At 45.9% G+C, this 18,762-nt stretch carries 19 protein-coding genes and 1 riboswitch; of the genes, 5 read left to right on the forward strand and 14 right to left on the reverse strand.

Features of this window, described 5'->3' with window-relative positions; genetic code table 11:
- Window positions 1-35: 35 nt before the first annotated feature.
- Window positions 36-1,403, reverse strand: coding sequence for an amino acid permease (locus tag KNP91_RS11125; RefSeq protein WP_012371864.1), 1,368 nt, complete (start codon window positions 1,401-1,403; stop codon window positions 36-38).
- A gap of 162 nt (window positions 1,404-1,565) precedes the next feature.
- Window positions 1,566-1,641: riboswitch (glycine riboswitch) on the reverse strand.
- Window positions 1,642-1,859: 218 nt separating this feature from the next.
- Here KNP91_RS11125 and KNP91_RS11130 point away from each other — a divergent pair.
- Together KNP91_RS11130 and KNP91_RS11135 are read left to right on the forward strand one after the other, a co-directional pair.
- Window positions 1,860-2,414 carry a histidine phosphatase family protein gene (locus KNP91_RS11130; RefSeq protein WP_214766798.1) on the forward strand — a complete coding sequence of 185 codons (555 nt, stop codon included), beginning with the start codon at window positions 1,860-1,862 and terminating at the stop codon, window positions 2,412-2,414.
- A gap of 239 nt (window positions 2,415-2,653) precedes the next feature.
- The gene (locus KNP91_RS11135) at window positions 2,654-3,016 is read left to right on the forward strand and encodes a hypothetical protein (RefSeq protein ID WP_214850122.1); all 363 of its coding nucleotides are present in this window, start codon (window positions 2,654-2,656) and stop codon (window positions 3,014-3,016) included.
- Window positions 3,017-3,118: 102 nt separating this feature from the next.
- Here the strand turns inward: KNP91_RS11135 and KNP91_RS11140 are convergent, their stop codons facing one another.
- From KNP91_RS11140 to KNP91_RS11150, 3 genes are read right to left on the reverse strand one after another with little or no spacing between them, the layout of a single operon-like run.
- Window positions 3,119-3,637 (reverse strand): NUDIX hydrolase, encoded by a 519-nt coding sequence (locus KNP91_RS11140; protein WP_214850123.1) that lies wholly within the window; start codon window positions 3,635-3,637, stop codon window positions 3,119-3,121.
- Window positions 3,638-4,147, reverse strand: a complete 510-nt coding sequence (locus tag KNP91_RS11145; RefSeq protein ID WP_214850124.1) for an LURP-one-related/scramblase family protein — start codon at window positions 4,145-4,147, stop codon at window positions 3,638-3,640.
- A 17-nt stretch (window positions 4,148-4,164) separates the two neighbouring features.
- Window positions 4,165-4,650 carry an LURP-one-related/scramblase family protein gene (locus KNP91_RS11150; protein WP_119923408.1) on the reverse strand — a complete coding sequence of 162 codons (486 nt, stop codon included), beginning with the start codon at window positions 4,648-4,650 and terminating at the stop codon, window positions 4,165-4,167.
- Between the two features lie 223 nt (window positions 4,651-4,873).
- Here KNP91_RS11150 and KNP91_RS11155 point away from each other — a divergent pair, with 223 nt between their 5' ends.
- Entirely contained in the window at window positions 4,874-5,869 is a 996-nt protein-coding gene (locus KNP91_RS11155) for a tRNA dihydrouridine synthase (RefSeq protein WP_026827057.1), read from the forward strand.
- A gap of 50 nt (window positions 5,870-5,919) precedes the next feature.
- Here the strand turns inward: KNP91_RS11155 and KNP91_RS11160 are convergent, their stop codons facing one another.
- The 4 genes from KNP91_RS11160 to KNP91_RS11175 form a co-directional block, all read right to left on the reverse strand.
- On the reverse strand, window positions 5,920-6,444 hold the full coding sequence (locus KNP91_RS11160) for an SF0329 family protein (RefSeq protein WP_214766789.1): 525 nt from the start codon (window positions 6,442-6,444) through the stop codon (window positions 5,920-5,922).
- Between the two features lie 60 nt (window positions 6,445-6,504).
- Window positions 6,505-9,279 (reverse strand): glycoside hydrolase family 3 protein, encoded by a 2,775-nt coding sequence (locus KNP91_RS11165; RefSeq protein ID WP_214850125.1) that lies wholly within the window; start codon window positions 9,277-9,279, stop codon window positions 6,505-6,507.
- 4 nt (window positions 9,280-9,283) lie between these two features.
- Window positions 9,284-10,378: an alpha/beta hydrolase gene (locus KNP91_RS11170; RefSeq protein WP_214850126.1), complete on the reverse strand. Its 1,095-nt coding sequence runs from the start codon at window positions 10,376-10,378 to the stop codon at window positions 9,284-9,286.
- Between the two features lie 254 nt (window positions 10,379-10,632).
- Window positions 10,633-11,829: a DUF4317 domain-containing protein gene (locus KNP91_RS11175; RefSeq protein WP_026827054.1), complete on the reverse strand. Its 1,197-nt coding sequence runs from the start codon at window positions 11,827-11,829 to the stop codon at window positions 10,633-10,635.
- A 318-nt stretch (window positions 11,830-12,147) separates the two neighbouring features.
- On the opposite strand from KNP91_RS11175, the gene KNP91_RS11180 reads away from it, so the two are divergent.
- A complete protein-coding gene (locus tag KNP91_RS11180) occupies window positions 12,148-12,780 on the forward strand; it encodes an HNH endonuclease family protein (protein ID WP_026831610.1) in 633 nt (210 codons plus the stop codon).
- Between the two features lie 15 nt (window positions 12,781-12,795).
- Entirely contained in the window at window positions 12,796-13,038 is a 243-nt protein-coding gene (locus KNP91_RS11185; RefSeq protein WP_214850128.1) for a hypothetical protein, read from the forward strand.
- A 369-nt stretch (window positions 13,039-13,407) separates the two neighbouring features.
- Here KNP91_RS11185 and KNP91_RS11190 read toward each other — a convergent pair whose 3' ends face one another.
- From KNP91_RS11190 to KNP91_RS11215, 6 genes are all read right to left on the reverse strand, one after another.
- Window positions 13,408-14,412: a hypothetical protein gene (locus KNP91_RS11190; protein WP_214850129.1), complete on the reverse strand. Its 1,005-nt coding sequence runs from the start codon at window positions 14,410-14,412 to the stop codon at window positions 13,408-13,410.
- Complete coding sequence (locus KNP91_RS11195) at window positions 14,405-14,944, reverse strand: hypothetical protein (protein WP_214850131.1); 540 nt, start codon at window positions 14,942-14,944, stop codon at window positions 14,405-14,407. Before KNP91_RS11195 ends, KNP91_RS11190 begins: the two co-directional genes overlap by 8 nt.
- A 31-nt stretch (window positions 14,945-14,975) precedes the next feature.
- Entirely contained in the window at window positions 14,976-16,202 is a 1,227-nt protein-coding gene (locus KNP91_RS11200; protein WP_214850133.1) for a hypothetical protein, read from the reverse strand.
- Between the two features lie 134 nt (window positions 16,203-16,336).
- The gene (gene rlmH, locus KNP91_RS11205; RefSeq protein ID WP_012371884.1) at window positions 16,337-16,816 is read right to left on the reverse strand and encodes a 23S rRNA (pseudouridine(1915)-N(3))-methyltransferase RlmH; all 480 of its coding nucleotides are present in this window, start codon (window positions 16,814-16,816) and stop codon (window positions 16,337-16,339) included.
- A gap of 72 nt (window positions 16,817-16,888) precedes the next feature.
- Window positions 16,889-17,050: a CxxH/CxxC protein gene (locus tag KNP91_RS11210; RefSeq protein WP_012371885.1), complete on the reverse strand. Its 162-nt coding sequence runs from the start codon at window positions 17,048-17,050 to the stop codon at window positions 16,889-16,891.
- Window positions 17,051-17,406: 356 nt separating this feature from the next.
- On the reverse strand, window positions 17,407-18,699 hold the full coding sequence (locus tag KNP91_RS11215) for a S1C family serine protease (protein ID WP_214850135.1): 1,293 nt from the start codon (window positions 18,697-18,699) through the stop codon (window positions 17,407-17,409).
- Window positions 18,700-18,762 lie beyond the last annotated feature (63 nt).

Here is an 18,762-nt window from a genome sequence, read left to right on the forward strand (position 1 = left end):
CGGGGAATCGGGTCTTTGTTTATTTCCTTGATGCATTACGCACTGTGACGCTCTGCTTTTTGATGTTTTTTCGTCCGCAGCTGATACAGGATAAACAATCCGATGAACCAGACCGGTGTCAGGAGCAAGGCCGGACGTGTTTCGTCCGCGACGAGCATGACGATTAAAATCAGTGTAAACAGACCGAGCACGAGGTAGTTGACGAACGGTGTCAACGGCGCTTTGAATGTTGAGGCGGCATGCAATTCCGGCTGTGTTTTCTTGTATTTCAAGTGACAGACGAGAATGACACCCCAGACCCAAATGAAACAGATTGCACTGATCGTTGTGACGATGCTGAACGCTTGTCCCGGAAGTAATTTACTCAACAGAGCCCCACCCGAGACGACCAGCGTCGAGACGAACAACGCATTCGCCGGCACATGATTTTTATTGAGCTTTGAAAATGATTGAGGTGCCTGTTTTTGATTCCCGAGATTATAGAGAATCCGGCTCGTTGAGAACATTCCGCTGTTACAAGCAGATGCGGCTGATGTCAGAACGACGAAGTTGATGATTCCGGCCGCGACCGGAATCCCGATCAGACTAAACGTTTTGACGAACGGGCTTTCCGTTGCGTTCAGTCCGGTCCACGGATTGATCATCAAGAGGACAAGCAAGGCACCGACGTAGAAGAACAAAATCCGTAGCGGAATTTTATTGATTGCGGACGGAATGTTCTTTTTCGGATCAGCCGTTTCGGCGGCCGAGACACCGACCAGTTCCACTCCGACATAAGCGAAGACGACCATTTGGAACGACAACAGGAATCCGGTGACACCGTTCGGGAACATCCCGCCATGCTGCCACAAGTTCTTGACCGTGACCGGTCCTGCATCCGTATTAAAGCCGATCACGAGCAAGACGATTCCGACGCCAATCAAGGCTAAAATCGTGACGACTTTGATCAAGGCGAACCAAAACTCGAGTTCTCCAAACAGTTTGACCGTCAGGAGATTAAAGCCGAGTAAGATCAACAGGGCGATAACGGCCGGAATCCATTGCGGGATATCAAACCAGTATTTGACGTAAACACCAACGGCGATCACGTCGGCCATCGCTGTCATGATCCAGCAGAACCAATACGTCCAGCCGGTTACGAACGCGGCGCGCGGTCCGAGATAATCTTCCGCGATATCCGTCAGGGACTGATAACCGGCTTTTGACAACAGTAACTCTCCGAGTGCCCGCATGACGAAGAAAATCGCAATCCCGACAAGCAGATAAGCAAATACGATTGACGGTCCCGCCAACTGAATCGCTTTCCCAGACCCTAAAAACAACCCTGTTCCGATCGTTCCACCAATCGCAATCAATTGGACATGACGATTCGATAAATCCCGCTTTAATCCTTGCTGTTCCAAACCTGAACTCCTCCTTTGATGATCTCTCTGTTTTCCCCCGGTCAGACTGTTCTGTCAGTCCAACAAAAAAAGAGACTGGACGGGTGTCCAATCTCAAAAAAATCATCAGAATAACAAATAATCATTTTCCGGTCGGCAAAGCCAACACAAAAAATAAAGATTTAGTACTCTTCTGTCCTTTTGCCTGAGATTGTGAACCCTTCGGCGCCGTTTACACGGTCTCTCCAGAAGCTGCTCCTGCCATAGTGTGACCCATGACAATCATAGCTTTCTCTTTTTATTCGGTTACTGAGGTGACATAATCACCTGAATTGTTTCTAATACTAGTAATCTTATGATTGTTTGTCAACCGTTTTATTTTATTTTTTCATTTCTTCTTTCATAACGTGAAACAGGACTTTGCGTACGTTTTCCAGAAGTCTCCTACAAAGACTACAGCAGGAGGAGGAACTGATCGTGAAGACATATTATGTCATCCGCCATTGCGAAGCAACCGGACAAGCACATGATGCTCCGTTGACGAAACAAGGTTACAAACAAGCAGACGCACTCACCGGTTTTTTCAAAACCATCCCAGTCGACCGGATTTTATCCAGTCCGTTCCGCCGGGCACAGGAAACGATTTTACCTGTCGCCGCTCTCCAGGATTGTCCGGTTGAAATCGAGGATCAGCTCCAAGAACGAATCCTCAGCACCTCGCCATTAAGCGATTGGTGTTCCGCTTTACAAGAAACGTTCGTCGATTTCGATCTCCGCTTTCCCGGCGGTGAATCGAGTCGTGAAGTGATGGAGCGGATGACGTCTGTTCTGAAAGAAGCATCGTTGCATCCGGCCCGTCATACAGTGCTTGTGACACATGGAAACGCAATGGCTTTATTGTTGCACACCATCGATTCAACCTTTGGCTACGATGACTGGCAGCAATTGCAGAACCCTGATGTGTACCGTCTCGTTCAGACTGCCGACGGGATGACCTGTGAACGGATGACGCTTCATCAAACCAAAACGTAAACAAGTGACAGACATTTTTTCAAGTATTCGATAAACGCATACAATTACTTTTGATCTATTCTTTTAACTTATGGAAAACATAAGAATTATCTATTTTACTTCCCCTTCGAACTCGACTACATTTAACGAATTGATAACAAAGTGAAGTAGTTCGAATCCCTGTCAGACAGGGATTTATCTTAAGAATAGAAGGCGTACATTAGTCTACACAATCTAATCATGCACGAAAAGGGTATTTGATGATGGCCGTTCTCTGGTTCGCTTATGCGACGTTCACCATGAATCGGGTCGCCGGGTCTTCCTTGACACCACAGATCACGGTCCATTTTTTCGATGACCGGACCGTCAATCCGTTGATTTCGCAACTCGTCAACTATTCGATTACGACGGCACGTGTCTTCGCGAACATCTTGGCGGCACTCATCCTGATGAAGCTCGGACCAAAAAAAAGCACCGATGCTGGCCCTGTTGTGCCTGATGATGTCAATCATCGCCACCTATCTTCTAAACTACTGGGCGTATACGGCAGCCCGGATGATCATCGGACTTGGGGGCTCGATGGTCGTCGTTTTCCTCAGCTGTTCGACGTACCTGATCTTTAGTTTCTTTTTACCGGAAACCAAACCGAAACAATCGGTTCCGGCTTCGAAAAAAACAGCCTGATTGCAAACGATCCCCAGTGTCGCACGCGACCTGGGGATCGTTTATTTTTGGTGGGCGCCGTATTGATGGCGCAGTATGAATAACAACCGGATCAACGGTTCATGGTACGAAATGAACGTTCCTTCCCGTATGCCGGCAATGATGTCGTCTTCCGTCACCCACTTGACGGCTTGGACTTCTTCTTCCTGTAACGTCAGTGTCGTCAGATCAACGTCTGTTTCGATTAAGTAATAGTCGTCAAACCCGACTTCAAACGGAACCGTCAACTGCGGACGCCGTCCGGCGAACGAAAGGGACAATCCGAGTTCCTCAAACAATTCGCGTTCCGCCGCCGTTTGACTCGTATCGCCCGCTGTCGCACTGCCGCCGACGCTGAGGTCCCACATGTTTGGCCAGCCCTCTTTGAACGGCTGACGGTGCTGAATCAACATCTGTCCTTGTTTATTGAACAAGCAGATGTGGACAGTAAGATGGTAATCTCCGTCTTTTAATTCTGTTCCGCGCGGCCAGGTCCGCCCTGTTTTTTCGCGGTCTGCCGTATAAATATCCCATCGTTCCATTTACTTCTTCCCCCCTGCCCAATTGTCCGCAAACAGCGTCGCGACAGTTTTGTCTGCTTTCGCCCGATCGAGTCCGAGGACGACACTTAAAAACAGTGTCTCCGCCGCCTCATCAAACAGTGTCAGTTCGTACTGTTTTCCGAAACGGACCCACCGTCTTTTGCCTTGCCCGATTTTATTTCCCTGATACGTGACACTAAACGTCATCGTCGCCCAGTTGATGTCGATTTGCAGGTCCCGACTGTCAATCCGATAATCCGTAAACATCAAAAATCCTGTTTTTTGAATGGTCGCAACGACACGCCCGTCGACTTCCACCAGGATATGCGGCAACATGCTGAATGTCTGTTTCGTTACGCGACCGACCTCGGCTTCTTCCTGTACGAGTTGCCAGTTTTTCTGCATTTGCAACAACTGTCCGGTCACTTCATGCGTGACGTGTCCGGCTTCGTCTTGGATTGTAAAACGTCGTTTCAACTCCATCGTCTGGTTCATCAAAAGTGATTTCATGCTTCTCTCCTGTTCTGTTAAGATGATGCGTTTGCCGCATCATCTGCCTTCACACAATCAATCGCAACGACGAGTGCAATCAGAATCGTCTCCATCGCGGCATCGATTACCTGAATTTCATAGCTGTCGCCAAACGACAACCACTTTTTCTCAACCTGTCCAACGACTTCCCCTTGCCGCTTGACCTGGAAATCCATGTCCCACCAGTTTCCGTCAATCTCGATTCCGGCTGCGTCAATCGTATAACGGGCTTTGAACAACGAAAATTCCTTTTCAATCGTCATCGTTTGTCCATCGACCTCAACAAAAAACTTCGGTCGGAGGCTGAGCGTTTTTTTCGTGATTGTCGCAATTTCTTCTCCGTCCGTCGTCGTAATCGAAAACGACTTCGGAATTTTCATGAAGCTGCCCTCGACGAGATACCGATCCTGCTCCTGTTCATTCTTGATCGAAAAACGACCTCGTAAACTGAGTGCTTTTTGTTTCATGTACAACGTATGCACCGGGCATCATCCTTTCGTAGCAACTGTGTTACACCTATTACGATATGAACGGACTAAAAGATTCATCCCTGACTTCCTTTATCTGGTTTCGACAAACGGCTTCAATATCCCCGCCTGTAAAGCTTGTCTCCTTGCACTTTTTGTCCAATACGCTTAAAGTATATAGTTGATGAAATTTTAATTGAGCAAAACGAATTACCTTAAGGAAAGGGTTTTATATACGATGAAAAACAACTTTTGGCAGGACCTGCCACGACCATTTTTTGTACTTGCACCAATGGAAGATGTCACCGATGTCGTCTTCCGTCACGTCGTTGCGAAAGCAGCGCGACCGGATGTCTTCTTTACTGAATTTACGAATACGGAAAGTTATTGTCATCCGAAAGGCAAACAGAGTGTCCGCGGACGACTCGAGTTCACGGAAGATGAACAGCCGATGGTTGCCCACATCTGGGGCGACAAGCCGGAATATTTCCGTGAGATGAGTATCGGGATGGCGGAAATGGGCTTTAAAGGTATCGATATCAACATGGGCTGCCCGGTGCAAAACGTCGCCGTCAACGGAAAGGGATCGGGACTGATCAATCGTCCTGATGTCGCCGCTGAACTGATTCAAGCCGCAAAAGCCGGCGGTCTGCCGGTCAGCGTCAAGACACGTCTCGGCTATTCGAAAGTCGAGGAGTGGCACGACTGGTTACGCCATATTCTCGAACAGGATATCGCCAACCTCTCGATTCACCTGCGGACGCGTAAAGAAATGAGTGCGGTCCCGGCGCACTTCGAACTGATTCCGGAAATCAAAAAACTTCGGGATGAAGTGGCACCGCAAACCCTCTTGACGATCAATGGAGACATCAACGACCGGCAACACGGGCTTGAACTCGTCGAGCAGTACGGTGTCGACGGTGTCATGATCGGCCGCGGCATTTTCCATAACCCGTTTGCCTTTGAAGTCGAAAAGAAAGACCATTCGAGCGAAGAATTACTTGATTTGTTACGTCTGCAACTCGACCTACACGATCAGTATTCAGCTGAATTCGAGCCGCGTCTTTTCAAGCCGCTCCGCCGGTTCTTCAAGATTTATGTCCGCGGTTTCCGCGGGGCGAGCGAATTACGCGCCCGTCTGATGGATACGAATTCAACGGATGACGTCCGGGCACTTCTTGACGAATTCGTCGAACAAGAAGGCATTCACGCCGTCAATTCGTTTTCGATTTAACTTAATCATGCAAAAGAGCAAGGCTCCGCGCCTTGCTCTTTTTTTTGGCGTTAGTTCACTTCCGCTTCCAATCGAATCTTTAAACAGGTCAATTCAAATGGTGTATCGCATGTCAATCGCTCCAAACGCCGTTTTCCGACGCGCCGGTCGAGCAACGCAAAACCGCGGATGAAGGCATGGGGATGCGTTAACGCTTCCTCAATCGAAAGCGTCGGATACAGCAGCAAATCCTTTTGCACGTCGTAACTGGCATGCCATCCCTCTTCCTCCAACTCACGTTCAATCTGCTCATATAATACACGTGATGTGTTGAACCAATCCGATTGAAAAATCTCCAGTGTAATTCGCTCCGGTTTTTCCGGCAAGCGCTTCTTCGCCAACGCATAACGACGGTCCGCTTCGAACGTAAACCGCAAATCCTCCGCCCGGAAAATTTCTTCCCCGTCCAGTGTCATCCAGACTCGGGCTTCGCCGTCATGAAAATGCCGGTCAACTGTGGCATACAAATCGAGACGCGGTCGAAGTGACGGCGCGACGAACGATAATATCTGCTTTTTCATTTTTGAGAATTGCATCGGGTCCTCCTTTAAAACGCGTTAAACACCAGGCAGCAACTGACTGCCTGGTGTTTAAGTTTACCCGTTTTTCATATGGAACGATTCCGTTAACGTAAAGGTGATGTTTTTGAGCTCAAGCCCGCCAAGTGCAAAATACAGCTTGAAGTAGTTGTGTGGATTAAAGACAAAGACATCTTTTGTCTGCGTCACCCATTCGCCGTTTGTCCCGTTAAACGTAAACGTCGCGACCGGCATGTTGTTCGCAAACAATGTCACCGGCATCTGCGCGAGTTCCCCGGCATACGACCGGGCTTCAAACGTGACGTGGTACATCCCGGTTTCTTCCGCCGTCACGGCGAAGACATGACTGCTTCCGGTCGACGTGTCGAGTTCATCAAACACGATCGGGACACCGCTTTGAAGTTGCTGATGCGTCACGGCCTGTTCGTTCAAATCATCTGCCTCTTCCGGTAATCCGGTGACGTCGACTGTCGCTTCCTGACCAAGTGTCCGCTCCATGACCAGTGACCGCAGGATGAACTGACAGATGTTCGCCGCACTCCGCAACAACTCTGCCCGTGTCAACGTCCCGTCCGCAAGCGATGACAGGGTATCATCCTCAAACGGATTCGCCCCCGGTTCTCCAACGACCATGTAAAGGTCATTTTGGGAACGGACCATCGTCGCTGTCTGTTGACGGTTGGCTTCCGTTCCTTCGGCATTGATTTTCGCCCACCAGTCGGTCATGACGACACCGTCAAAGCCCCACTCGTCACGGAGAATCCGTGTATTCTGATCGTACAATCCAGCCGTCCAGAGCCCGTTGACGGCACCGTATGTCGTCATGATGGCATACGCCTGTCCCCGTTTGACGGCGTGCTCAAATCCTTTTAGATAAATTTCCCGCAAGGCCCGTTCCGAGACGATCGAATCGAGATCATGGCGATGGAATTCCTGATTGTTGGCACTTAAGTGTTTGAGCGTTCCGGTCACGCCGACCCGGTGCATCCCGTCGAGCTGGGCGACGGCCATCATCCCGGTCAGATGCGGATCTTCCGAGAAGTATTCAAAGTTTCGTCCGTTGAGCGGATGACGATGGATGTTCATCCCCGGTCCAAGCAACGTATCGATGCCGTTTTTCCGGAGTTCGAGCCCGGTCATCTCAAATAAGTCCGCCACCAACTCGACGTTGAACGTCGACGCGACAAGCGTTCCGTTCGGCAGCGAGAAGGCTTTCGTTCCGATATCCATCCGGATTCCGGACGGACCGTCGGCACAGCAGGCTGCCGGAATCCCGAATGCCGTCAGCCGGTCGGTCACGCCGCCAAAAGCAGCCGCTGTTCCCGGTGTGACGCGCGGTGAGTTCATCCCTTCGCCGCGGACGATCGCTGCCAGATCCTCATCCGTCAATTGATCGAGGAACACGTCGAGGGACGTCTTCTCTTCATAGACATCCTTCAGTGTCAGACCTTGATCTTCCGAATACGTGCGTGCTGCCGGTCGTTCAGCGAGACGGCGGGCTTCCGGATCGATTGTCCGCAGCGGTGTCGCTTCGTACGTGACGTCATAACCGGTTTCCGTCTTGTGCGGCTTCAGGCGGTCAAACGCCGTGACCGGAGCCATGTTTTCGCTTAACGTCTCGGTGACACGTAACGTGTCGATTGTTTGTGTCGCCACGTGCGCCGCAGTCCGGACGTCCGTGCCGACGTACAGATGATAGGCCCCCGCTTCAATGACGTAAGACGATTTATGCCCCGTCGCACCGGCGTCATCGTAACTTGCATATTCCGTCAGCGGAACGGTCAGTGTCAACGTCTCCTGTTGGCCCGGTTCAAGCTGTTGCGTTTTCGCAAACGTCACGAGTCCGCGTGCCGGATTGCCCAGTTGTCCCTGTGGTTTTTCAAGATACACCTGGACGACTTCTTTCCCGCTACGCGTCCCTGTGTTCGTGACGGTGACTGTCAATGTAACCTGCTGCTCCGTCATGTCGACCGTATCGGTGACGACGTCAAACGTCGTATACGACAGACCAAATCCGAACGGATACAGAACGTCATCCTTTGCAAATGTCTCGAAGTAACGGTACCCGACGTAGATGTCTTCCTTGTAGATCGCCCGGTCTTCGTGACCGAAGTACGGCGTCGACGGATACGCGTCGAGTGAACGGACAATCGTATCCGGCAGTTTCCCGGATGGTGTGACCGCCCCTGTCAAGAGATCAACCAAAGCGTTACCGCCTTCCATCCCGCCTTGCCATCCGTACAGGATTGCACTCGGATTGAAATCAAGCGCCCACTGCATGTCGATGACATTGCCGACGTTTAATAAGACGACGGTCTTCGGGAACGCTCCCGAGACTTTTTCGATCAGTGTCAATTCGACGTCCGTCAGCAGGTAACTGCCGGGATCCGCTGTATTATCGCGGTCTTCACCGGCCGTCCGGCCAATCATGATGATGGCAACGTCCGATTGCGACGCTGCGTCTGCGACGACTTCATCCGTAACCGGCATTTCTTCCTGTGACCATGGTTCCGCCGCCCAGCCTTCGCCTTTATCAAACGGATGATCTTTCAGCCAGACTTCATAGACGTCGAGCAACGACTGGTTTACCGTCACATCCGGATGTTGTTGCAACGCTTCGAGCGGACTTGTCACGTGCGTGACGTTGACCATTCCGCCGGACCCTGTTCCGCTTTTATAATAATTGAACTGATTACGTCCGAACACCGAGACTGTTGTTCCTGCAGGCAACGGCAACGTCTGCTTGTCATTTTTCAGCAGGACCGCCCCTTCTGCGACCGTCTGCCTTGCCAGTGCCGTATAGGCGTTCCAATCTAATGTATATGTCGTCATCGATTTATCCTCCTGTTGGTTGTGTAGTCGCAAACCGTTTCTTCAGACCGTTTGCAATTTCCGTGATGCAGTCTTCCGCTTGCGGATACTGCCCGAGCTTTTCGATAAAGGCATGATCCATGCCGTTGTATTGAATCCGTTTTGTCTTCACGCCTGACCGCGCGAGTTTCCGCCCATAGGCTTCGCCTTCGAGACGAAGATAATCGTATTCCGCCGTGATGATCAATGCGTCAGGCAGTCCTGCCAGCTTGTCGCTGAAGAGTGGCGACACATGCGGATCCTGCACATCTGTCGTTCCTTGCAGGTATAACCGGTTCAACAATCCATCCGTGTCTGCAAGGGCTGTGACGATGCCTTCAAGTAACTCCCGATTCTCATTCATTTCGTAGTCGTCAAGACGCCAGTTGAAATCATCCGTCGGTAAGGCGGCAAGATTGACGACTGGATAGAGCAGGACTTGGTACTGGATCATCTCTGTCTGTTGTTCGCGGTCAAGCAGGGCACAGACCGTCGCTAAGTTTCCACCGGCACTGTCGCCGGCGACAGCCAATTGTTCACGGTTAATCCCGAGTTCTTCCGCCTGTTCGTAGACCCATGTGACAGCCGTAAAACAGTCGTTCAGACCGGCTGGAAATGGATGTTCCGGTGCGAGTCGGTAATCAATCGAAATCACGACAACGTTCGCCCGCTCCGCCAACAACCGACAAGGGTGTTCAACCGGTTCAAGCGTTCCGCCGAAAAAGCCGCCGCCGTGGAAATAGACAACCGCCGGTAACGGTTCCGTCGACCGGGGACGATAGATCCGCGCCGGAATCGGTTGTTCGGCACTTGGAATGACAATTTCTTCCGTCGTGATATCTGTCGTCGTCAGGTCGGTATTGATCCACCCCATCCCGGCCCGTGCTGCTTCGAGTGAAAAAGGGCCGGCCGATGAACTGTCCTGCTGTTGCTGTGTCATGACTTCCAAGACGCGCGGATCGAGTACCCCACTTTCCGTCCGGTCCGGTACCGGCTTGATCACGACTTCGACATCGTCTTGTCGTTCGCTAATCGTTTTTTCGGCTAGCCGATCGACCCATTGCTGATAATCCTGTCCCATGCTTATTCCTCCTTTAACCGAATCATTCACTTGTTTATAAGAAATCATTCATTTGTAAAAATAAGTATCGAAACCGCTTTCGTAAATCATTAAAAAAATACTGGATATCTCATTCCTTCAAAAGATACCGCTTACAAAACCAATCATACGCATCTTTATCCGATTAATCAATCATTCTGGATGATTCCAAAAAAGCCACTTGTCTTTCACATGTTTTCCTTATCGGAATGACGTGAAACGAGTGGCTTTTTGACTTAACTTAAAATATTTTCTTCCGAGACGAGTGTAAATCCGTCAATGACGGTATCCTCCTCGACTTCGATCAACAGACATTGTTTGCCGTTGTAATTGACCTGCTTAATGTACTTCAAGTCTTGGGCACTGACGGAGATATTCGCGACTTTCGTATTGATTTTAATTGATTTCGCTTCATAGTTCGGGACGATGTTACTCGCCTTCATTTCGTATGTCGTATCATCGATGACTGTCTTGAAAGCCCGTTCGACCTGTTCCGTACTGACGTCTTCGATGCCGCTCGCTTTTAAGACCCGTTCGACTTCTTTAACGTCCAGCATCGGAATATCTTCCGGCTCGTCTTCCTTTTCGTCCTCAACGACGAGCAGGTGATTGACTTCCTCATAGACACCCGCGAGTGTTTTTGAATCGACCGATTCGCCGATGACCAGTTTGACGATCTCTTCAAATACCGCTTTGTCTTCTTCCGCCGTCACGATTTGATCACCGTTCAGGACGTTTTCGATGAACAGCAGGTCCGGTTTATTCGGTTTGCTTGCTGTGTAAAGGACACGGTTGACGTCCGCCGCATTATCCGTGAAGCACGGGAATAAAAAGCCGCCAATTGGTGACGCCAGTTTGATGACCGGATTGATCAGCAGGTTCGACTTGAACTCGAGATCGACGTAGTCGAAGACAAGCGACTGTTTCGGCAGTTCCGTCTGGTTGAGACTGCTCAAAATGAACGGTGTCGTATAGACTTCATCGTTCTTGTCCACTTCCGTCTCGTCCGCCTGACGTTTCGTCGTTTTGTAATACTGTCCCCGGATGAACGTGACGACGATATCGTTTTCGTACTGCACGTCCTGGACCATCTTCAGCGCGATCTGTTGCATCTGCTCCGTCCAGTCTTCCGTCTCTTCCGTGTACAGGCCTTCGTACAACAGTTGTTGCGTATGTCCGGTCGCGCCTTCTTCCGGCTGCTGAAACTTGACCTCAAACAGCTTGATGTCGAGTTTCCCGGTCAGGACTTTCTTGAAGTTCGCGAGGAACAATTCCTGTTGCTCGAGTTCAAGAAAGGCAAACGGCCGGCTTTCCTCATAGAAGATTTCACTCGTTTCTTTGCGGATATATACATTATAAATTTCGTTGATTTTAAGTAGTTCCGAGTCGACCTTAAAATGGCGACGGATATCACTGATGTCTTGTTTGTTCATGGTAACGTTTCAGCTCCTTAGCGTTTGAATTCCTCGTGGCTCCTAAAAAAGGAGTGCCTCCTGTCCAAATCGAACAGAGGTACCCCTTTACTATACAAGAGTTGAATTTTTTTATGTTGAAAGTCTCCGCAATTTTAATTTTTCCAAGTAACTTCTTTTTTATATTACTTTAGTCTTATTTTTAAAAAAATATTTTTAATCAAAAGTATTCAACTTTTGTAATGTTTACATTATTTTAACCCTATCCAAAATATTCGGTGGCATACTGAGTGAGTTGAGAGGATTCTCTCATCATACTTACATAAGAGGAGGCAATTCATGTTCCAGAAAATCAAGCTACTCGCCGTATCGTTTGTTTTGTTTCTCACTGCGTTTCAGTTCGATCTCTCACCCGTTTCCGCACTCCCGTCCGGCATCCCGTCAAAAGCGACGGCTCAATCTGAGCTCAACGCACTGACAGTCAAAACCGAAAGTACGATGACCGGTTACTCCCGTGATCTCTTCCCACATTGGAGCAGCCAAGGAAGCGGCTGTGATACCCGTCAAGTCGTCTTGAAACGCGATGCGGATTCATACGTCGGCAGCTGTCCGGTCACGTCCGGCTCATGGTACAGTTATTATGATGGACTGACATTCACGAACCCGTCCGATCTCGACATCGATCATGTCGTGCCGCTCGCGGAAGCATGGCGTTCAGGTGCAAGCAGCTGGACGACAACGACACGTCAGGCATTTGCGAACGACCTCAACGGTCCGCAATTGATTGCCGTCTCTGCAAGCTCAAACCGTTCAAAGGGTGACCAGGATCCATCGACATGGAAACCAACTCGTGCCGGCGCAAGCTGTGCCTACTCGAAGATGTGGATTAATACGAAAAGTCGTTGGGGCTTAAGTCTCCAATCCTCTGAAAAAACAGCACTGCAAACGATGCTGAACACGTGTACATACTAAGAAGGAGTCGATTCGATGGGAACGAAAAACTCTACTTTCACCGCCACACACGGCGTGATGACGAATGAAGTCGGCGTCATCAGCGGCGAACTGGAATTACGAACAACCTGCCAGGAAGACGGCACACTCGAACTTGCCATTTCCTACGTCGGCTCAACCGACGTTTACACATTACCCGGCAAGGATTATCAGCTGCATGATCTTCGCGATCACGAAGTCGTACACCGGATGTTAGCGACGGTGCTGGAACGGACGTAACAAGAATTGAAATTTCCACAAAAAACACATATCGAACTGACTCCGCTGTCTGTTCGATATGTGTTTTTGATTTTTCTAATAAACGCAATTAAAAATTTTGAAAGGAATCTCCTATGAGAGAAATTTTGATCAAATTAAGTATAGCGTTAACTAGTATCAGTATTTTAATACTGATATATAGACATATTTCAAATACATTATACTTAAGGCATATATGATTTCAAATGAATTAAGGTTGGAACCATCTTGATTCTTGACAGTGACATAGAAAAATTTAGTAGTTGTATTGTAACTGATTGGCATAAAAATCAGATGATAATTTATGTTCAGTACGCTATTTCAGAAATTTAATATGGATGTTTTATTTTCTCAATTAATTTTAAATTTTTCTCCCTTACCTAGTTGAGGTGTAACTTCTATCGTATTTTTCAATTCAAATATCTGTTTATCTAATGTTCGCTCTATTTTTTTAATCGGATAAATTTCTATTTTATTTCGATTTATATTTATCTTTCCTGAAAAACAATTGAAATTTCTTAGTGAATTAGAAATATAGATTTGCACTTCAGATTTGTTCATCTCTCTTAATAAATTAAACAACCCTAAATCACTTTGATTTTTTAAGTTATTTTCGAAAGAATGTATATGAAAAACTCTTTTCGATTCAAATAAATCTTGATTCAAATTAATAATAAGGCGCTTATCTCCATTGTTTAAAATAACTATACAAGTGAGATTTGATATTTTAGAACTCATGCTATAATTTATTTCTAAAATTGTATCAAATTTAATATTTATTCTAGGGGATAAAAATCTTAAAATTATATCGCTATCGACTAAATTTGTATTTTTTTTAAAAAAATCGATAAAATCTTTTAGCTCTATATACCCTTTTTCATTTAACTTTATCGGCTGATTTTTATTAAAACCTTTTAAAATTTCTGGCAAGTATATGAAGGGTAACGATATTAATATAGTAGACCCTATTATTATAATTTTATCTATTAAAGTTTTGGCATCGTTTAAATAACCAACTAAAGAAAACCACCATAAAAAGACAATGAAGTATGATAAATAAGTAAATAGCTTCATTGTCTTATCGTATATTGATGTATTTGATAATAGATAAATCATATGATCATAATCTTCCTTGATAATATTTTCTTCACTTTTATCAAATTCTTTATTCAAGTAATTCCTGATTGATCTAGCAATGTCATTTGACTTTTGAATTGAGCGTTCATTAAATTGACTAAAAACAATAGATGTTAAAGCTAACATTGCTACTACAATTGCAGTTGCCCATCCTAGATATTGAACTGAATAAACTGAAGCACCATTAAAAAAATCACAAATGCAAAATTTATCAAACATTAGCCTCACACTCTTCTATAAGTTTCTTAGAATCTAATATTATTTTTTTAATTACATCAATATTATCTGTCATCCTGTAAGTGATTAGACCATTGGTATACACTTTAAGTGCACTTCGATAATCATTATAATTAAATAATGCAGTAATACCGAAGTGTTTATTGATATTTATTTCTTCTAAGTTACTATAAGAATTAATATTACTTAATTCTGCGTTTAAAGGAGTTTTCAATACTTTTAGTGAGATATCTTCTTGAAAAATTTCTTTCAAGACCTTAGAAAAAACTATTTTATTATCTGTTGATGATGTAAAAAGATAGAAAAAATTATTTTCCCTAAGAAATGAAATCATATTCATTTTTCCATATTTGAAAGAGTTAGTCCAATGTAACTCTCCAGAATTTTTTTCAATTGAATCAAAAGAAAGAGAGTAAAAAGCACCATTGTCTTCATAGTCTATATTTTTTAATTTGGTATTTAAATCTTTATCCGTATTAATTTTTAAAATCAATAAACTAGATGACATAATCAATTTACTCTCCTCCTTTTAATTTCAAATTAATTTATTTCCGTTTAATTTTTTCTTGGAAAAAATACTTTTCGATTTCTTGAACTTTATCTGCTAATAAAATTTTTAAATCACTCTCAATTTTATCAATATAAAAATCATAAAATGTTCTAGCTTTAAAAGCATTAGGTAATAATTTATCAGTAAAAATTGTTGTACCTTCTGTTTGAGTGTCTTCACTGACAATTAATTGATTAATTAAATGAAATATCTCATGCGTTATTTCATTTAATTCATATTCTATAGATGTTGATTCATTTAATATTATTTTCAACATACCCCTAAAATCAATAGTTAAATCAGCTTGTACATTTCTATCTTCCTCAGGGTATTCTTTTGAAATTTTGATAGAAACCGATGTGATTCTATCACCATTACTTATCCTTTCAATTATATCTGAGTCTTGAAAAAGGTCAATCCCTCCTAATTTTGCATTTTTTATTCTAGGAGCTCCATTATTGTAAAAAATCAACGAATTTACACCTTCTACTATATAACTGGCTTCTTCTAATTTTTTAAATACTAAATTAATCACAAGTAGTGTTAAAGGATCATATTCAATTTCTAATGCCTTGTTTCGCATTCGATTTTGCGCATAAAATCCTTTGATGACAGCCTTACTCCATAAAGCACCATTCATAACCTCAATTATTTTATTTACAGCCTTGTTATAACTCGATTTAGTCGTAATTAATAATTTACTATCAAAATCAAATTGTACAGTCAAATTACCACTAAGAAGTGATCTCTCTTTTTCTATATGATCTGTCAAAGGATTTAGATAATACTCTGTATACCGACAAGTGATAGCAATGTACTTTTCTATCAAATCTTTAGTGATTTGTATATCTGTGAATTCAAACGAATCTTGCGAAAGAGCAGTTCCATCAAATTTTTGGCTTATAATTTCTTCTAATGCTTCGAATGTCAGTCCTTCTTCAAAGTCTACATTTGCAATAAAGAAGGGTTCTCCAATAGAATATCTATCTTCCAAGATAGCAAGTATTTCATTAAACACTGCTTCTTCAGAAACGTCATCATCTTGAATAAACTGCATAACAAAAGCTAGGCACTTATCCTGATCGTCTTCAAAATCAACTTCTAAATCATGCTTTTCTAAAAAATAACTTTCAATAGCTTCAATTCTTTTTTTTGTATTATGTTTAGTTTTACGCGTAAATACGGATTCGAATTTTGTTATAGACAATTTAAGCTTCCCCATTTCATAAATTTCACCATAGTATTCAATATTTTCACATTATCTATTATTTCTATATTTTAGATTATAATCCTTTATTCCTTTGTCTAGATTTGAAGAGGAGTTTGATAAGATAAATATATGTCTATTTTTTAGATTTATTTATGATAAGGCTCATTCCGATTAATCCGATATGCTCGGTAAATCTGTTCACACAGAATCATCTTCATCAATTGATGGGGAAATGTCATCTTGGAGAACGAAATCGTATCGTTCGCCCGTTGCATGACTTCCGGTGCGAGACCAAGTGATCCGCCGATGACAAACGCGATTTTACTTTTGCCGTACGTCGCCAGTCGGTCGAGTTCTGTCGCAAACTGTTCACTCGTCCGTTGCTTTCCTTCGATAGCAAGTGCGTAGACATGAACATCCGGTCCAATCTTCGCTAAAATCCGTTCGCCCTCTTTTTTCTTCACTTGCTGCATCTCGGCGTCACTTAGTTGTTCCGGTGCTTTTTCGTCCGGCACCTCGATTTCTTGAATCGAACAATAGGCGCCAAGACGTTTCGTATATTCGGCAATCCCTTGCTTCAAGTACTTCTCTTTCAGCTTTCCGACCGTGATAATGGTAATTTGCATCATTTTTCTCGCTTTCTGACAGAAAATTCAGGAGTTATCCACAGAGTTATCCACATGTCCACATGTTGATAATTATTTTTTGCTTGACACAAGATATGTCGCGGGCTGGTCACAGTACTCACATGTGACGTTTTTTTCTGCCGGCACCTCTTCCAAAATCGGATACTCTTCCGTTTCATCGACTACTTCGTCGAGCGCTAACTCGACGTGTTCTAAACAGACATATTTATCCACAGGTCTTTTCCTCCTTTTAAGTTATCCACATTTATCCGCTACCAGTATAACAAAAATTGACTTCTCCGACCGAAAAAAGTTATCCACAGCACTGACGTCACTCCGTTCACTGCTCGACGACCTCCTCCATTTCATCGTATCCGCTGCACGTGACTCCTACAGGAAAAAGCGCGGCTCGCCCGCGCTGTCAGAGGAAAACGAGACCCGGGCGTCGACGCCGACAGGCAAGCAGTCCGCGGCTTGTTCCTCGCCTGAGGAAAGCGCGTGCCAGCAAGATACGATGAGAACCAGAGATACTATCTTTTCTGTGCACAAAAAAACTACCCGCACGTATACGAGTAGTTGATCTGAATCTGTTATTGTACCGTCGCCGCTTGCGCCGACAGTTTGACATCGAGTGTCTGTTTCTCGCCGCCCCGGTAGAACGTCACCTTGACGTTGTCGCCGACTTTCGCATCCCGGTACAGGACACTTTTCAGATCGGCAAACGAGTTGATGTCCTTGCCGTTGATTTCAACGATGACATCATTTTCTTTCATCCCTGCTTTTTCCGCTCCGCTGTTGCCCGTCAAACCGACGACGACAATCCCGCGAGTGACGTCATTTGGTAACTTCAGACGATCTTCCCGGAAACCGCTCGGGAATTCCTGAACGTCCCGGATCTGAATCCCGAGTTGCGGGCGAATCACTTCACCGTTTTGTTCAAGATCTCGCATGATCGGTAACGCTTCGTTGATTGGAATCGCAAAACCGACCCCTTCGACACTCGCTTCGGCAATCTTCATCGAGTTGATTCCGATCAATTGACCGGACGTATTGATGAGCGCTCCGCCTGAGTTCCCCGGATTGATTGCGGCATCGGTCTGAATGACTTCGGTGTTGAAGTCCTGCTGACCGTCCTTGTTCGTATCAACCGGCACCGTCCGTTCCTGGGCACTGATGACACCGCGTGTCACCGAGTTTGCGAAAATCCCGAGCGGATTTCCAATCGCAAGGACCGTTTCCCCGGCACGTAACGTATCCGAATCACCGAGTTTCACGACTTGTGTCACTTTTGAAGCATCAATCGACAAGACGGCTAAATCGTACGTCGGATCTTCTCCGAGGACTTTCGCTTCGAGTGCCGTTCCGTCCGATAACGTGACCGACAAGCGGCTGGCTCCTTCGACGACGTGATAGTTCGTGACGACATAGGCTTTGTTGCCATCTTTTTTATAGATGACACCGGATCCGGCACCTGTCTCTTGCGCACCGCCTTGAAACGAGTTTTGCAGGTTCGTCACGCTGACGACGGCTTCTCTCGTCTGACTGACGGCGCCGACGATATCGTTTTCCGATTCCGTTGCGTTTGATGCCGCTTGCTCCGGTGTTGCCGTCGAGACCGGTGCCGGACTCGTCATCTCGTCACGGACGAACGGCCAGGCAATCAAAGCAATCAACAGCGCGCCGATGATCCCGCCGATCAGGCCGACAAAAAAGGCCTTCCCGCCGCCGCGGCGTTTTGGTTCCTGCGGTTCTTCTTCATATGGTTCACGATAAGGACTGACCGGCTCGTCTTCACTTGGTCGTCGCGGCGGAAAGCCGCTCGTCTCATCGGTCGATGCGTAAGGCTGATCTGATTCATTCCGTGGTTCTTCTGGTCGATCCATCGACACACGCCTCCTTCTAGACTCTCTTTACACAAGTATACCCCCATCACGTGGCGAGTTAGC

Source organism: Exiguobacterium sp. s138, assembly GCF_018618775.1.
Lineage (GTDB): Bacteria > Bacillota > Bacilli > Exiguobacteriales > Exiguobacteriaceae > Exiguobacterium_A > Exiguobacterium_A artemiae.

Coding starts and splice junctions, on each gene's coding strand:
- KNP91_RS11135 (WP_214850122.1), top strand. CDS start 2,654: ATGATGGCCGTTCTCTGGTTCGCTTATGCGACGTTCACCATGAATCGG.
- KNP91_RS11140 (WP_214850123.1), bottom strand. CDS start 3,637: ATGGAACGATGGGATATTTATACGGCAGACCGCGAAAAAACAGGGCGG.
- KNP91_RS11145 (WP_214850124.1), bottom strand. CDS start 4,147: ATGAAATCACTTTTGATGAACCAGACGATGGAGTTGAAACGACGTTTT.
- KNP91_RS11155 (WP_026827057.1), top strand. CDS start 4,874: ATGAAAAACAACTTTTGGCAGGACCTGCCACGACCATTTTTTGTACTT.
- KNP91_RS11160 (WP_214766789.1), bottom strand. CDS start 6,444: ATGCAATTCTCAAAAATGAAAAAGCAGATATTATCGTTCGTCGCGCCG.
- KNP91_RS11165 (WP_214850125.1), bottom strand. CDS start 9,279: ATGACGACATATACATTAGATTGGAACGCCTATACGGCACTGGCAAGG.
- KNP91_RS11170 (WP_214850126.1), bottom strand. CDS start 10,378: ATGGGACAGGATTATCAGCAATGGGTCGATCGGCTAGCCGAAAAAACG.
- KNP91_RS11175 (WP_026827054.1), bottom strand. CDS start 11,829: ATGAACAAACAAGACATCAGTGATATCCGTCGCCATTTTAAGGTCGAC.
- KNP91_RS11180 (WP_026831610.1), top strand. CDS start 12,148: ATGTTCCAGAAAATCAAGCTACTCGCCGTATCGTTTGTTTTGTTTCTC.
- KNP91_RS11185 (WP_214850128.1), top strand. CDS start 12,796: ATGGGAACGAAAAACTCTACTTTCACCGCCACACACGGCGTGATGACG.
- KNP91_RS11190 (WP_214850129.1), bottom strand. CDS start 14,412: ATGTTTGATAAATTTTGCATTTGTGATTTTTTTAATGGTGCTTCAGTT.
- KNP91_RS11200 (WP_214850133.1), bottom strand. CDS start 16,202: ATGGGGAAGCTTAAATTGTCTATAACAAAATTCGAATCCGTATTTACG.
- rlmH (WP_012371884.1), bottom strand. CDS start 16,816: ATGCAAATTACCATTATCACGGTCGGAAAGCTGAAAGAGAAGTACTTG.
- KNP91_RS11215 (WP_214850135.1), bottom strand. CDS start 18,699: ATGGATCGACCAGAAGAACCACGGAATGAATCAGATCAGCCTTACGCA.